Source organism: Streptomyces sp. NPDC001709 (genome assembly GCF_053596375.1).
In genome coordinates, this window is record NZ_JBSFGB010000021.1 from 63,896 (window position 1) to 78,084 (window position 14,189).

The window sequence follows — 14,189 nt, forward strand, 5'->3', positions numbered from 1 at the left end:
GGTAGCAAGGCCCGGCGCGCCGTCAGAGATCGCTCGTGCGGCGCAATCCCGAGCGCCTCGCCCGCTCCCTCGCCCGCTCCCTCGCCCGCTTCCCCGCCACCCGTCCGGCCCCCTCGGGCCACCCCGGTGAGCGCAATCCCACCGCCGACGACAGCAGCAACAACGCCCCCAGCATCACGAACGGCGCCGCGACCCCCGCCAGGCCGGCGACCAGGCCCGCCGCGGCCGGGGCGGCGACCTGGCCCAGCCGGTTGCCGGTCAGGCGCAGCGCGAGCGCCGTGGAGCGGGCCTCGTCGGGCGCCGCCTGCACCACCGTCGTCATCGACAGCGGCTGGCCCACTCCCAGGCAGAAGCCGAGGGCGGTGAGCATCGCCGCCAGCGCCCACACCGGCACCGGCAGCGCGACCCCCGCGCACAGCACCGCCGCCAGGAAGCAGGTCAGGGTGAGCAGCGCGGGCCGGCCGAGCAGCCGGAGCAGCGGGGTGAGCACCAGCCGGCAGGCGATCGTGGCGCCCGCGCGGAGGCTGAGCAGGACGCCGATGACCGAGGGGGCGATGCCCCGGTGCTCGCCGACCACCGGGAGGTAGGCGGTGAGGATGTCGGTGGCGGACAGCACGGAGAGGCTGATGAGCATGCCCGCCGGGACGCCCCGGGCGCGCAGGATGCGGCCCACCGGCACGCGATCGCCGTGCGGGGTACGGGAGTTGACGGCCGTACGGTCCTCGATACGCCACAGCGAGGTGAAGGCGACCGCCGCGCCGGCGCCCGCCACCACCAGGGCGAGCGCGCTGCTGCGGGCCATGTCGGGGCCGCCGATGAGCGCGCCCGCGGCCACGGGTCCGATGAGCTGGCCGAGGGAGGCGCCGATGGTGAAGTGGCCGAAGTTGCGGTCCTGTTCGTGCGGCGCGGACCGGCGGGCGACCAGCGACTGGGCGCCGATGACGAAGCAGAGGTGGCCGAGGCCCATCACCCCGCTCCACAGGGCCATTGCCCACAGGGAGTGCACCAGTCCGCTCAGCACACAGCCGCCGGAGATCAGGACCACGCCCGCCGGGAGCAGGGGCGCGCAGCGGCCGTGGTCGGTGCGCCGGCCGAGCGGTACGGCGGCGAACAGCGGGAGCAGGGCGTAGACACCGGCGATGACGCCCACGGCACGTTCGTCGGCGCCCAAGGCGAGCGCCCGGTAGGAGACGGCGGGCCGGGCCATCGACACCGCCCCCTGCGCGAAGCCGAAGGCGAGGACGAGACGGAGCAGCCAGCCGCGGTTCCCACCGGGCGCCATGGAAGATCCCTCCCTGGGATTCAGATGATGCCGAAGAGAATCCCTGCCCCGAGGACCACCAGGGACGTCAGGGCCGCCCACTTGACCACGAACCGGGTGTGGTCACCGAACTCCACCTTGGCCATGCCGACCAGGACGTACACGGCGGGGACGAGCGGGCTGGACATGTGCAGGGGCTGGCCGATGATCGAGGCGCGGGCGATCTCGAGGGAGGAGACGCCGTGCGCGTGGCCCGCCTCGGCGAGCACCGGCAGGATGCCGAAGTAGAAGCCGTCGTTGGACATGAAGTACGTGAGCGGGATGCTCAGCACACCGGTGACGAGGGCCATGTGCGGGCCCATGCCGGCGGGGATGTTGCCGACCAGCCACTTGGCCATGTGATCGACCATGCCGGTGCCCTGGAGGACGCCGGTGAAGACGGCGGCGGCGAAGACCATGCCGGAGACGTTCAGGACGTTCTCGGCGTGGGCGGCGATCCGGGCCTTCTGGTCCGGCATGTGCGGGAAGTTGACGGTCAGGGCGAGCGCCGCACCGAGCAGGAACAGCACCGGGATCGGCAGCCACTCCATGATCATGGCGGTGAGCAGGGCGACCGTGAGCAGCGCGTTGAACCAGTACAGCCTGGGGCGCAGGGTCTCGCGGTGGGGGTCGAGGCCCTGGAAGGCCTCGTCGCCGTCCGGGCGCTCGGGCAGACCGGGGCCCGAACCGCCGGTGCGTACCGGGGACTTACCGGAGCCGGCTCCCACGAGGACCGTCTCCTTCGCCGTGGCGGTCTCCTCCACCAGCACCTCGTCCAGCGTGAGCACGCCGAGCCGCCCCCGCTCGCGGCGGCCGAGGACGTAGGCGAGGGAGAACACGAACAGCAGGCCGACGCCCAGCGCCGGGATCATCGGCACGAAGATGTCGCTTGCGTCGACCTTCAGCGCGGTCGCGGCACGAGCGGTCGGGCCACCCCACGGCAGCGTGTTCATCACGCCGTTGGCCATGGCGGCCACACCGGTCATCACGACCAGGGACATCTTCAGGCGCTTGTACAGCGGGTACATCGCCGAGACGGTGATCATGAAGGTGGTGGAGCCGTCGCCGTCCAGGGAGACGATCGCGGCGAGGACCGCCGTACCGACGACGATGCGCAGCGGATCGGCCTTGCAGAACCTGAGGATGCCCCGCACGACCGGGTCGAAGAGGCCGACGTCGATCATCACGCCGAAGTAGACGATCGCGAACATGAGCATCGCCGCGGTGGGCGCGAGGCCGGTGACGCCGTCGATGACATAGTCGCCGAGCCGGGCGCCCTTGCCCACGAACACGCAGAAGAGCGCGGGTATGAGTACGAGCGCCGCGATCGGCGACATCTTCTTCAGCATGATCAGGACCAGGAAGGTCGCGATCATGGCGAAGCCGAGGATGGTCAGCATGAGTGGATACCTAACGTTCGCCCTTGAACATCCCACCTGGGGGTCGGCGGTGCGATGACGTTAGGTCCCGTCGACTGGCGTTAACAAGACGTTGACGTGTGAGCATTAAGCGCGAAAGTCCAGGTCACAGGCTTGCGGCGAGCTGGACGGGGATGCCGTTCAGGACAGCGTTGCCCGAGAGCGGGTCCAGCAGGCTGCCGTCGAGGAGCTGGTTGACGTTGACTCCGGGTGCGGTGGCGGCGTGGCCGAGGCGGGTGCCGGGGCGGTCGTGACCCCAGCCGTGCGGGAGGCTCACCACCCCGGGCCGTACGGCGTCGGTGACCTCGGCAGGCGCCACCACCTCTCCCCCGGCACCCTTCACGCGTACGTCCGCCCCGTCGCGGACGCCGAGCCGGGCCGCGTCCTCGGGGTGGATGTGCAGGGTGCAGCGGTTGGAGCCGCCGGTGAGGGCGGGCACGTTGTGCATCCAGCTGTTGTTGGAGCGCAGATGGCGGCGGCCGACGAGGACCAGTCCCGCAGGGCGCTCACGCAGGGCTCGGCGGAGCCGGGGCAGGTCGGCGGCGATCGGCCCGGGCAGCAGCTCGACCATGCCGCTGCGGGTCTTCAGCGGCTGCGGCAGGCGCGGGCGCAGCGGGCCGAGGTCGATGCCGTGCGGGTGGTCGAGCAGCTTGGCCAGGGTCAGGCCGTCGGGTCGTACGCCGAAGCCGTCGCCGTACGGGCCGAGGCGGAGCATCAGGTCCAGCCGCCGCTCGGGGCCCGTCTCGCCGGTGAGCCGCGCGGCGAGTTCCTTCGGATCACGGCCGTACACCGGCGAGTGCGCCTCCTGTATGGCCTTGCCGAGGGTCTGGTCCACGACCATGGCGTCGACGGCGGCCGGGTCGGCGCCGTGCATGCCGGTGGCCGCGAGGATCAGCCGGGCGAGGATCTCGCTCTCGGCCATGCGGCCGGGCTCCAGGGGGATCGCGGGGCGGCTGTAGCGGACCTGGTTGCGCACGGCGAGGGTGTTGAAGGCGAAGTCGTGGTGCGGGCTCTGGGAGGGCGGGGGCGGGGGCAGCACGACGTGGGCGTGGCGCGAGGTCTCGTTCAGGTACGGGTCGACGCTGACCATGAAGTCCAGGGAGTCCAGGGCCTTGTCGAGGCGGTCGCCGTCGGGTGCGGACAGCACCGGGTTGGCGGCCACGACGATCAGCGCGCGAACCGGCTCGCCCTCCTCGGTGGCGGTGTCGATCTCCTCGGCGAGCGCGGAGAGCGGCAACTCGCCCTTGGCCTCCGGGAGTTGCCGCACCCGGGAGTGCCAGCGGCCGAGCCCGAAGCCGCGGCCGGGGCCCGCCGGGCGGGGCGTCCGGTCGGTGGCGGCCTGCGGGAAGAGGGCGCCGCCGGGCCGGTCCAGATTGCCGGTGAGGATGTTGAGGACGTCCACCAGCCAGCTGGCCAGGGTGCCGTGCGGGACGGTGCAGCTGCCGATGCGCGCGTAGACGGCGGCCGTGGGGGCGGCGGCGAGTTCGCGGGCGAGGGTGCGGATGGTCCGCGCGTCGATGTCGCAGGCCTCGGCCACGGCGTCGGGGGTGAAGTCCCTCATGGCGGCGTGGAGTTCGTCGAGGCCCTGGACGTGCGGGGTGAGGTGGGCGAGGTCGACCAGGTCCTCCGCGAAGAGGGTGTGCGCCATCGCGGCGAGCAGCAGGGCGTCGGTGCCGGGGCGGATCGCCAGATGCCGGTCGGCTAGCTTCGCGGTGCGGGTGCGGCGCGGGTCGACCACGGTCAGGTGTCCGCCGCGGGCCTTGAGCGCCTTGAGCTTGCCGGGGAAGTCGGGGGCGGTGCACAGACTGCCGTTGGATTCGAGGGGGTTGGCACCGATGAGGAGCAGGTGGTCGGTGTGGTCCAGGTCCGGTACGGGGATGGCGTTCGCGTCGCCGAAGAGCAGCCCGCTGGAGACGTGCTTGGGCATCTGGTCGACCGTGGAGGCGGTGAACAGGCTGCGGGTGCGCAGGCCGGCGAGCAGGACCGGCGGGTAGAGGGCGCCGGCCACGGTGTGCACGTTGGGGTTGCCGAGGACCACGCCCACGGAGTTCGGTCCGTAGCCCTCCACGACCGGGCGCAGACCGGCGGCGACCGCGTCGAAGGCCTCCTCCCAGGTGGCCTCGCGCAGTTCGCCGTCGCGGCGCACGAGCGGGGTGCGCAGCCGGTCGGGGTCGGCGTCGACGGCCCCGAAGGCGGCGCCCTTGGGGCAGATGAAGCCCGCGCTGAAGACGTCCTCGCGGTCTCCGCGGGCGCCGGTGACACGGGTGCCCTCGATGGTGAGGGTCAGCCCGCAGGTGGCCTCGCACAGGGGGCAGATTCGCAGGGCGGTGCGGGACACGGGTCCTCCCGGAGGGTCGGCGGCGGTGCCGGGCGAGCACGGACGGCTCGAGGGTGAGCATACCGACCGGTATGCATGGAGGGGAGTCCCTGCGGCCGGCGGTGTGGACTCAGTCGAGGACGCGCGCCAGATACGCCCGCAGCAGCTCCCGTGTCTCGGTGATGATCGCCTCGTCCCCGTCCGGGTCGGTGCGGAAGGCCAGCTGGACGAGGGTGTCCGCGCTCTCCACGGCGACCAGGAAGACGCGGCGCAGGTCGTCGTCGGGGGTGCGGTCGAGATAGCCGGAGAGCAGCTTGGTGAGGCGGTCGGCGACGCGGGTGTTGGGCTCGGCGTGGCGGGTGCCGACGGGGATCTGGTTGCCGAAGTCGACCAGGGAGAAGCCGGGTGCGGTGCGTTTCATGTCCAGGTACTCGTCCAGGACTGCGTCCATGGCGGCCCGCCAGTCACCCTTGGCCGCCTTCTTCAGCCGCTCGGTGACACGCTCGGTGTACCGCTCCAGGTTGCGCTGGGCGAGGGCGTCGGCCATCTGCCGCTTGTTGCCGAAGAACCGGTAGACGGAGCCGATGGGCACACCGGCGCGCAGGGCGACCGCGCGGGTGCTCAGGGCGTCGTAGCCGACCTCGTCGAGGAGTTCGGCGCAGGCGTCGAGGATTCTGGTCAACCGTTCTGCACTGCGCCGCTGGACGGGTGCGCGGCGGAGGGATGTCGCGTGGGGCACGGGCTTCATGATGCCTCTCACGGTCGGTCCGGTGAACCTCGCCCTCGGTACGGAGAAGAGTGCTCGGTGCACTCATTTCCCGGCGACCGGGCTCCCCGTGCCGGTCGAAGGCCCGGCCGTCCCCTCCTCCACGCCGGACACCGTTATGTCGGCGGCGCCCTGAACCGGCTTGCCGTGCACGGCCCACACCGTGCCGTCGTCGGCGTACAGGCGCGCGGTGACGTGGTGGGTGCCGTGCGGGACGAGGCCGTCGCGCAGGTGGTACCCGTGGGCGCGCAGCCGGGAGACCCGGCGGCCGTCGACGAAGAGGTACACGAGCCCGCGCCCGCCGACCGCCGCCGGCCTGGCACCCGGCGCGGAGCAGCGGAAGTGGTGGAAGGTCAGCCGGACGTCCCAGCCGCCGCCGGAGTCCGGGGTCACCTCGACCCCGACCTCGGGCGCGTTCTTCTTGTCGACCTCGCGCAGGTGCCGGCCCGTGTCGTCGGTGTCGCCCAGGACCTTGCCGACCGGCGAGGCCGAGACCGTGCCGTCGTGGGCGTGACCGGCGGTGCAGGCCGTAGCGCCGAGCGGTAGCAGGACGCACGCCGCGAGTGCGGCGAGGGTTCTGCGGGTCCATGACGTCCTGGGCATGCCCGGGAGAGTAGAACAAGGTTCCGGTCCGCCGAATCCGCCTCAAGTCGGGTTCTGGCCACCCTGGGAAGTCCCTCTGGGGGACTACACCGGGCCCTCTTGCGCCCACCCCGGACCTATTCCTACGGTGATACATAGGAATCCGGGAGCGCATCAGGCGCGCACCGACAGCGCAAGGGAGCGATCATGAGCGATGGGGGTACCTCCCGCGCGAGGGAATTCGAGCGTGGGGGAGCGCGGAAGACCGCCGCGGGACTGTCGTACCTCACCGGGTTCGGCAACGAACACGCCTCGGAGGCGGTGCCGGGCGCCCTGCCCGAGGGCCGCAACTCTCCGCAGCGGGCACCGCTCGGGCTGTACGCGGAGCAGCTGAGCGGTGCGGCGTTCACCGAGCCGCGGGCGCACAACCGCCGCTCCTGGCTCTACCGCATCCACCCCTCGGCCGCCCACCCCGCGTTCACCCGCACCGACAACGGCGCGATCCGCACGGCACCCTTCGCCGAGACCGTGCCCGACCCCAACCGGCTGCGCTGGAACCCGCTGCCCGAGCCGCCCGCCGGCACGGACTTCCTGGCGGGCCTGTGGACGCTGGGCGGCAACGGCGACGCGGCACAGCGGACGGGCGTGGCCGTGCACCTGTACCACGCCAACGCCTCCATGGAGCGCGTGTTCAGTGACGCCGACGGCGAGCTGCTCATCGTCCCCGAGCGCGGCGGACTGCTGCTGCACACCGAGTTCGGCCGGCTCGCCGTGGAGCCCGCCCATGTGGCGTTGATCCCGCGTGGGGTGCGCTTCCGTGTGGAGCTGCTCGATGACTCTGCCCGGGGTTATGTGTGCGAGAACTACGGGGCGCCCTTCCGGCTGCCCGACCTCGGCCCGATCGGCGCCAACGGCCTGGCCAACACCCGGGACTTCCGGGCGCCGGTCGCGGCGTACGAGGACGTGACGGGCCCGGTGGAGGTGGTGAACAAGTTCTGCGGCAACCTCTGGACGGCGACGTACGACCACTCCCCGCTCGATGTGGTCGCCTGGCACGGCAACCATGTGCCGTACGTCTATGACCTTCGCCGTTTCAATGTGATCGGCACCATCTCCTACGACCACCCGGACCCGTCCATCTTCACGGTCCTGACCTCCCCGTCGGACACCCCGGGCCTGGCCGGCGTCGACTTCGTCGTCTTCGCACCGCGCTGGCTGGTGGGCGAGGACACCTTCCGGCCGCCGTACTTCCACCGGAACGTGATGAGCGAGTACATGGGCCTGATCGAGGGCGCCTACGACGCCAAGGCGGAAGGCTTCGTGCCGGGCGGCGGCTCGCTGCACAACATGATGTCGGCGCACGGTCCGGACCGGGAGACCGTCGACAGGGCGAGCGCGGCGGAGCTGAAGCCGCAGAAGATCGACGACGGGCTGGCGTTCATGTTCGAGACTCGCTGGCCGGTGACCCTCACCCCGCACGCGGCCGCGGCGGACCACCTCCAGCAGCGCTACGACGACGTGTGGCAGGGTCTCGAACGCCATTTCCGCGCGTGACGCCCGCGTTGCGCCGGACGTTCACCGACAGGTACGGATAACCGCGTGACCTCCTTCGCTCCGGATTCGATCGTCCTGAACCGCAAGCTGCCGCTGTGGTACCAGGTGTCGCAGTCGCTGCGCGCCTCGATACTCGGCCGCTCCCCCCAGGACCCGCTGCGGCTGCCCACGGAGGAGCGGCTGGCGGAGCACTACGGCGTGAGCGTGCTGACCATGCGGCAGGCGCTGAAGGAACTGGAGGACGAGGGGCTGATCAGCCGCCACCGGCGGCGCGGCACGTTCATCGAGCCCGGGGCGCGGCGCGGGGCACCCGTGCGGCTGCTGGGCTCGGTGGACGCGATCGTGGCCCAGCAGTCCGGGATGCGGACCGAACTGCTGGACCACGGCAGCGTGCCCGTGCCCGCCGGCCTCGCCGAGTACTTCCCGGACCTCGCGGAGGTGGCGTCGTACCACCGGCTGCGCAGCGACGAGAAGACCGGTGAGCCGACGAACCACGCCGTCAACCACATCCGCCCCGAACTCGCCGCGCGCATCGACCTGGAGGACCTGATCCGCTGGCCGATGACGAAGGTGCTGCGGGACGTGGTCAAGGCGGACATCAGCCGGATCACGGACACGGTGGAGGCACGTCTCGCCGACCCCGAGACCGCCCGGCTGCTCCAGGTGCCGCTGCTCAGTCCGATCCTCCACTACACGGGGGTGACGTATGACAGCGCGGGGCGGGTGCTGGATGTGGCCGTGATCCAGTACCGGGGGGATCGGTTCTCGTTCACCGTCACTCTGGAGGCGTAGGCGCTGCGCTGGGTCGCGTGCCGAGCACAGCCCCGCGCCCCTTCGGGGCCGCGGTCCCCTGCCGTACGATGCCGTGCGTGACGCACGACGACGCTCCGCTGCTGGCGGACCTCATGCCGTGGTCCGTCGCACCGCTGCGGACGGGCCGCGCCTGGCCGACGGCACCCGAACCCGGCTCCCTGAGGGCCCGTTGGGACACCCTGCTGAAGGCCGAAGGGCCTGAGCGGGAGGCCCTGTTCGAGCCCACACGCGCGCGCACACCCGCCTCGGCGGTGAGCCAGCTGCCGGGCCAGTCCACCGGCACCGAGCGGCTGGCCCGCGCCGAGGGGCCCTGCGCCGAACCGGTCCGTGTGCTCGCGGCGCCCTTCGACGAGCAGTGGCTGATCCCGGACCACCGGCTGATCGACACGGCCCGCCCGGAGCTGTGGCGGGTGGCGGACGGACACCAGGTCTTCACGGTGGAGACGGGAGCCGGGGAGGACCCGCTCCTGGCGACCTCCCTGCTGCCGACCCTCCGCACCGGCCGCATCCGCCCCCTGTACCGCCGCCCCGGCGGCGAGGAGCCGAACCTGGCCCCGGGGCTGACGGCCCACCTCGCCGACCGGCTGGGCAGTGCCCCCGCCCCGGCGGACGTCCTGTCCTGGATCCTGGCGACCACCGCCCCCGACCTCACCGTCCCGCTCACCGACGACCCCGGCCTGTGGTCGGCCGGCGTCGAACTGGGCCGCCGCATGCTGTGGCTGATGCGCCGCGACGGCGAACGCCCCAAGCTGCCCGGCGGCCGCCGCCCCTACGTCCGCGCACCCCTGCCGGCCCGGCCCCTCACCCTGCACTACGACGAGGACGAGGAGACCCTCCACCTCGACGAGGGCCGCATCTCCCCCGTCCCACCCGAGGCCTGGGCCTACGAGACGGCCGGAGTCCGGGTCCTGGAGTCCTGGTTCACCGCCCGCACGACACCCGTCGAACCCGGCACCCTCGCCGCGATTCGCCCGGCCACTTGGCCGCAGACCTGGACCTCGGAGCTGCTGGAACTGATCACGGTCCTGGCCCTGCTGGCGGAACTGCGCCCACTGCGAGCGGAGTTGAAGGTGACGTCGACGATCACAGCGACCGACCTGCGGGCAGCGGGCGTTCTGCCCGCGCCGGAGGCATCCCGCCGACCCGCCTCTGTCCTGGACCACCACGAGGAGGGCCCGGAGGGCCAGTTCGCGCTGATCTAGCGGTGTTCTTGACCCATCACGGCCCGAACGCCTCCAGCACACGTCCCAACGCCCGCTCGAAAACCGCCTCCAGATCGATCGGCCCCGCATCCTCCTGGAACGCCGCCGCCATCCTCGGATACGCGCCGGAGGCGATCTGCCCCCCGAGATAGGCGATCCGCACCGCGTTCTCCTGGTCCTCCGACCAGGGAAGCGCCCGCACCCGCTCCGCGGTGTCGAGTTCGTTGCGCACATACGTCGTCACGATGCCGTTCAGCATCGCGATCAGCTCCAGCTTCGTGCCGTAGGACGCCTCCAGCGGATCCAGGCAGGCCAGGCAGTGCTCCAGATACCGCAGGGCGTGCGGGCTGAAGCCGTACACCGGTGACATCAGCCTCGGCATCCACGGGTGCCGGCGCATCAGCTCACGCGTGCCCCGGGCCACCCGGAGCATGTCGGCCCGCCAGTCCCCGCTCGGCTCCCACGGGACGTGTTCCGCGCTGACCGCGTCCATCATCAGCTCGTACAGGTCCTCCTTGCGGGGAACGTAGTTGTACAGCGACATCGTGCCGCAGCCCAGCTCGGCCGCGACATGCCGCATCGACACCGCGTCGAGCCCCCGCTCGTCGGCGATCCGGACGGCGGCGGCCGCGATGTCCTCGCGGGTGTACGCCGGTTTCGGGCCCCGGCCGGTGCGCTCGGGGCGCGCCCAGATCACTTCGGGGACGGCCCCTCGGACTGCCATCGATCATCACCTCGACCACCATCGTAGTTACGTACGGCGTACGTAGTGAGCTATGGTTGCCGCATGGCTACTACGTACGCTGTACTTAGTGAGGGGCTGGAGAAGCACTTCGGCCCCGTGCACGCCCTGCGGGGGCTGGATCTGGCCGTCGCCGAGGGCACCGTCTGCGGGCTCCTCGGCCCCAACGGGGCGGGGAAGACCACCGCCGTACGGCTGCTGACCACGCTGCTGCGGCCGGACGCCGGTTCGGCGCGGATCGCCGGGCACGATCTCGTCCGGGAGGCCGCCGCGGTGCGCAGCCGGATCGGGGTCACGGGGCAGTACGCCTCGGTCGACGCAGACCTCACCGGACGCGAGAACCTGCGGCTGTTCGCCCGGCTGCACCGGGTGCGCGGGCCGGCCGCACGGGCGGAGGAGCTGCTGGAGCGCTTCGGGCTCGCCGAGGCCGCCGGGCGCAAGGCCGCGACCTACTCCGGCGGCATGCGGCGCCGCCTGGACCTGGCCGCGAGCCTCGTCCGCCGGCCCGACGTGCTCTTCCTCGACGAGCCGACCACCGGGCTCGACCCGGCCAGCCGCACCCGCATCTGGCAGGCCGTGCGCGACCTCAAGGCGGACGGCACGACCGTGCTGCTGACCACCCAGTACCTGGAGGAGGCCGACCAACTCGCGGACGACATCGCCCTGGTGGAGCGGGGCCGGGTCGCGCACACCGGGTCGCCCGCCGAACTCAAGGCGCTCATCGGGTCGCACGCGGAGGCCGTGGTCGCGAACGCGGACGCACTGGTGAAGGCGGCGGGCGTGCTCGATCAACTCACCGGCAGCGAGCCGGTGTTCGACCGCGAGCGCAACGCCGTCGGCGCGGTCACCACCGACCCGACCCTGACCCTGCCGCGCCTGGTGCGCGAACTCGACGCGGCGGGGGTGCCGTTGCTGGACGCGAGCCTGCGCCCGCCCACGCTCGACGACGTCTTTCTGCGGCTCACCGGAGAGGGCGCCGACGCTTGCGCCGACCGTGAGGAGCTTGCCGCATGAGCACGTCGACGATGGCCTACGACGGGCTGGCGATGACGGGACGGCAGCTGCGCCGGGTCCGCAACAACCCGGGCCTTGCGATCCTCACCCAGATGATGCCCGTCAACATGCTGCTGTTCTTCGGCTATGTGTTCGGCAGCGCGCTGGCGATGCCCGGACGCGAGTACCGGTCCTTCCTGGTGCCGGGGCTGCTGGTCGCGACCGCGGCGGGCGGGCTGATGACCGGTATGTTCCAGGCCGCCGCGGACACCCACCGGGGCGTGATGGACCGCTTCCGCACGATGCCGGTGAGCCGGGCCGCCGTACCCCTCGGGCAGGCGGTCGCCGACCTCGTCGTCACGACCATCGGGACCGTGCCGCTGCTGCTGGTCGGGCTCGCGGTGGGCTGGCGCATCGAGGGGTCCGCGGTCGACGCGGCCGGTGCGGTCGGGCTGCTGCTGCTCTTCCGGTTCGCCTGCACCTGTGCCGGGATCTTCCTCGGGCTGCTCACCCGCAGCGAGGACGCGGCCGGGCAGCTCGGGGCCTCCTCCTTCGTGCTGCCACTGCTGTCCAACGCCTACATCCCGACGGACAATCTGCCGGGCTGGCTGCGTGCCCTCGCCGAGTGGAACCCGATCAGCGCCGTGACGACCGCCCTGCGGGACCTCTTCGGCAACGCGCCGGTCCCGCCGGACTCCTCCTGGCCGGTGGCGCACCCGGTCGCCGGGGCGCTGGCCTGGAGCCTGGTCCTGGTCGCGGTGTTCCTGCCGCTCGCCGTGCGCCGGTACAGCCGCGGCGAATGATCCCGCACTGCTGACAAAGCCGCCGCTCAGGGGCATGATCCAGGCCATGGACCAACAGCCCCTGCCCCTTGCGGGCATCACCGTCGTCGCCGTCGAACAGGCCGTCTCCGCGCCTTTCGCGACCCGGCAGCTCGCCGATCTGGGCGCCCGGGTCATCAAGGTGGAGCGGGTCGACGGCGGCGACTTCGCGCGCGGGTACGACACGGCGGCCCGCGGTCTCGCCTCGCACTTCGTGTGGTGCAACCGCGGCAAGGAGTCCCTCGCGCTGGACCTGAAGGACCCGCGCGGCCTGGACGCCGTACGGCGGCTGATCGCGGACGCGGACGTGTTCGTGCAGAACCTCGCGCACGGGGCGGCGGCCCGGCTCGGCCTTGACGCGGCCACGCTGTGCGCGGCGCATCCGCGGCTGATCGCCGTGGACATCTCGGGGTACGGCTCCTCGGGGCCGTACGCGGACAAGCGGGCGTACGACATGCTCGTGCAGTGCGAGGCGGGGCTCGTGTCGGTGACCGGGACGCCGGAGCAGCCGGTGAAGGCGGGCGTGCCGGCGGCGGACATCGCGGCGGCCATGTACGCGTTCTCGGGCGTCCTGGCGGCTCTCGTACGGCGCGGGACGACCGGGCGGGGCGGGCCGGTGGAGGTGTCGATGCTGGAGGCCCTCGCCGAGTGGCTGGGGCATCCGCTGCACCATGCGATGCATGGGGGTGAGCCCCCGGCGCGCACAGGCCTCGCGCACGCCGTCATCGCACCGTACGACGCCTATCCGACGGCGGACGGCGGGCGGGTGCTGCTGTCCGTGCAGAACGACCGGGAGTGGCGGCGGCTGGCCGAACAGGTCATAGGAAGCCCGGATTTGGGCATGGATCCGGAGTATGCGACGAACGCCGCACGAGTCGCGAACCGGGAGAAGACGGACGAGCTGGTGGCGCGGGCGCTCGGGGCGCTGACCGCCGAGGAGGCGCTGACCCGGCTGGAGCGGGCGGGCATCGCCTGTGCCCGGCTACGGGATCTGCACGAGCTGGCGGCGCATCCGCAGCTGGCGGCACGGGAGCGGTGGCGTGCGGTGGGTTCGCCGGTCGGGCCGTTGAAGGCTCTGCTGCCTCCCATCACACTGCCGGGCGGGGACGAGGCTCGGATGGGTGATGTGCCCGCGCTCGGGCAGCACACCGAAGCGCTGCTGCATGCCGTGGGGATGACGGACGACGAGATCGCAGCGATGCGCCGGGATGGTGTGGCGGCCTGAACACGGGCAACGCCGGAAAAACTCCAGGGGGCCGACTGCTCGGTCAGCGGCGGCTCGCAGGCCGCTCGGTGTCCGCTCAGTGGCCGCCGAACAGCGAGCGACGCAGCCGGCGCAGCGGTGCGAAGAGGGAGACGCGGCTGACCCGCCTGCCCCGGTCGCTACGCTGCTGTGCGGTGTCACGCGCCGTCAGCTCACGCATCAGCGAAGTCGCCTCGACCGTCTCCCGCTGCGGTATGGCGGGACCCGCCAGCACCGACAGATGGCGGTCGAGGCGCGAACTGGTCGCGCTGCTTCCGCAGGTGATCGCAGGGACCCTGGCCCTGCTGCGCACTGTTATCTGCTCCATGTCACTCCCCACCCGTACGAGTCCACCCGGCCCGGGCAGAGTAACCCTATCGCCCCAAGGGGGCACGCGTGTATCTCGGCCACAGGATTCACCTTCCCTGCAAGGCGGTT

At 72.1% G+C, this 14,189-nt stretch carries 13 protein-coding genes; 6 read left to right on the plus strand and 7 right to left on the minus strand.

Annotation, left to right across the window (positions count from 1 at the left end; all coding sequences use genetic code 11):
• Positions 1-22 precede the first annotated feature (22 nt).
• The 5 genes from ACWC0C_RS28215 to ACWC0C_RS28235 all read right to left on the minus strand — a co-directional run bounded on the left by ACWC0C_RS28215 (position 23) and on the right by ACWC0C_RS28235 (position 6,404).
• Positions 23-1,282 (minus strand): MFS transporter, encoded by a 1,260-nt coding sequence (locus ACWC0C_RS28215; RefSeq protein WP_450866717.1) that lies wholly within the window; start codon positions 1,280-1,282, stop codon positions 23-25.
• 20 nt (positions 1,283-1,302) lie between these two features.
• Positions 1,303-2,700, minus strand: coding sequence for a CitMHS family transporter (locus tag ACWC0C_RS28220; RefSeq protein WP_450866718.1), 1,398 nt, complete (start codon positions 2,698-2,700; stop codon positions 1,303-1,305).
• Positions 2,701-2,824: 124 nt separating this feature from the next.
• On the minus strand, positions 2,825-5,056 hold the full coding sequence (locus ACWC0C_RS28225) for a molybdopterin oxidoreductase family protein (protein WP_450866720.1): 2,232 nt from the start codon (positions 5,054-5,056) through the stop codon (positions 2,825-2,827).
• Between the two features lie 109 nt (positions 5,057-5,165).
• Positions 5,166-5,783 carry a TetR family transcriptional regulator gene (locus ACWC0C_RS28230; protein ID WP_449198133.1) on the minus strand — a complete coding sequence of 206 codons (618 nt, stop codon included), beginning with the start codon at positions 5,781-5,783 and terminating at the stop codon, positions 5,166-5,168.
• Between the two features lie 63 nt (positions 5,784-5,846).
• Positions 5,847-6,404 carry a hypothetical protein gene (locus tag ACWC0C_RS28235; RefSeq protein WP_449198132.1) on the minus strand — a complete coding sequence of 186 codons (558 nt, stop codon included), beginning with the start codon at positions 6,402-6,404 and terminating at the stop codon, positions 5,847-5,849.
• A 186-nt stretch (positions 6,405-6,590) separates the two neighbouring features.
• On the opposite strand from ACWC0C_RS28235, the gene hmgA reads away from it, so the two are divergent.
• From hmgA to ACWC0C_RS28250, 3 genes are all read left to right on the plus strand, one after another.
• Complete coding sequence (gene hmgA / locus ACWC0C_RS28240) at positions 6,591-7,937, plus strand: homogentisate 1,2-dioxygenase (protein WP_450866723.1); 1,347 nt, start codon at positions 6,591-6,593, stop codon at positions 7,935-7,937.
• A 45-nt stretch (positions 7,938-7,982) separates the two neighbouring features.
• Positions 7,983-8,729: a GntR family transcriptional regulator gene (locus ACWC0C_RS28245; RefSeq protein ID WP_449198130.1), complete on the plus strand. Its 747-nt coding sequence runs from the start codon at positions 7,983-7,985 to the stop codon at positions 8,727-8,729.
• A gap of 68 nt (positions 8,730-8,797) precedes the next feature.
• Positions 8,798-9,952, plus strand: coding sequence for a type ISP restriction/modification enzyme (locus tag ACWC0C_RS28250; protein ID WP_450866838.1), 1,155 nt, complete (start codon positions 8,798-8,800; stop codon positions 9,950-9,952).
• Between the two features lie 16 nt (positions 9,953-9,968).
• On the opposite strand, the gene ACWC0C_RS28255 is transcribed toward ACWC0C_RS28250, so the two are convergent.
• A complete protein-coding gene (locus tag ACWC0C_RS28255; protein ID WP_450866725.1) occupies positions 9,969-10,676 on the minus strand; it encodes a TetR/AcrR family transcriptional regulator in 708 nt (235 codons plus the stop codon).
• 63 nt (positions 10,677-10,739) lie between these two features.
• Between ACWC0C_RS28255 and ACWC0C_RS28260 the strand changes: the two genes are divergently transcribed.
• From ACWC0C_RS28260 to ACWC0C_RS28270, 3 genes are read left to right on the plus strand one after another with little or no spacing between them, the layout of a single operon-like run.
• On the plus strand, positions 10,740-11,708 hold the full coding sequence (locus ACWC0C_RS28260; protein WP_450866726.1) for an ATP-binding cassette domain-containing protein: 969 nt from the start codon (positions 10,740-10,742) through the stop codon (positions 11,706-11,708).
• Positions 11,705-12,490 carry an ABC transporter permease gene (locus tag ACWC0C_RS28265; RefSeq protein WP_449198127.1) on the plus strand — a complete coding sequence of 262 codons (786 nt, stop codon included), beginning with the start codon at positions 11,705-11,707 and terminating at the stop codon, positions 12,488-12,490. Before ACWC0C_RS28260 ends, ACWC0C_RS28265 begins: the two co-directional genes overlap by 4 nt.
• Positions 12,491-12,536: 46 nt before the next feature.
• Positions 12,537-13,733: a CaiB/BaiF CoA transferase family protein gene (locus ACWC0C_RS28270; protein WP_450866728.1), complete on the plus strand. Its 1,197-nt coding sequence runs from the start codon at positions 12,537-12,539 to the stop codon at positions 13,731-13,733.
• A 76-nt stretch (positions 13,734-13,809) separates the two neighbouring features.
• On the opposite strand, the gene ACWC0C_RS28275 is transcribed toward ACWC0C_RS28270, so the two are convergent.
• The gene (locus tag ACWC0C_RS28275; RefSeq protein ID WP_228618522.1) at positions 13,810-14,079 is read right to left on the minus strand and encodes a hypothetical protein; all 270 of its coding nucleotides are present in this window, start codon (positions 14,077-14,079) and stop codon (positions 13,810-13,812) included.
• Positions 14,080-14,189 lie beyond the last annotated feature (110 nt).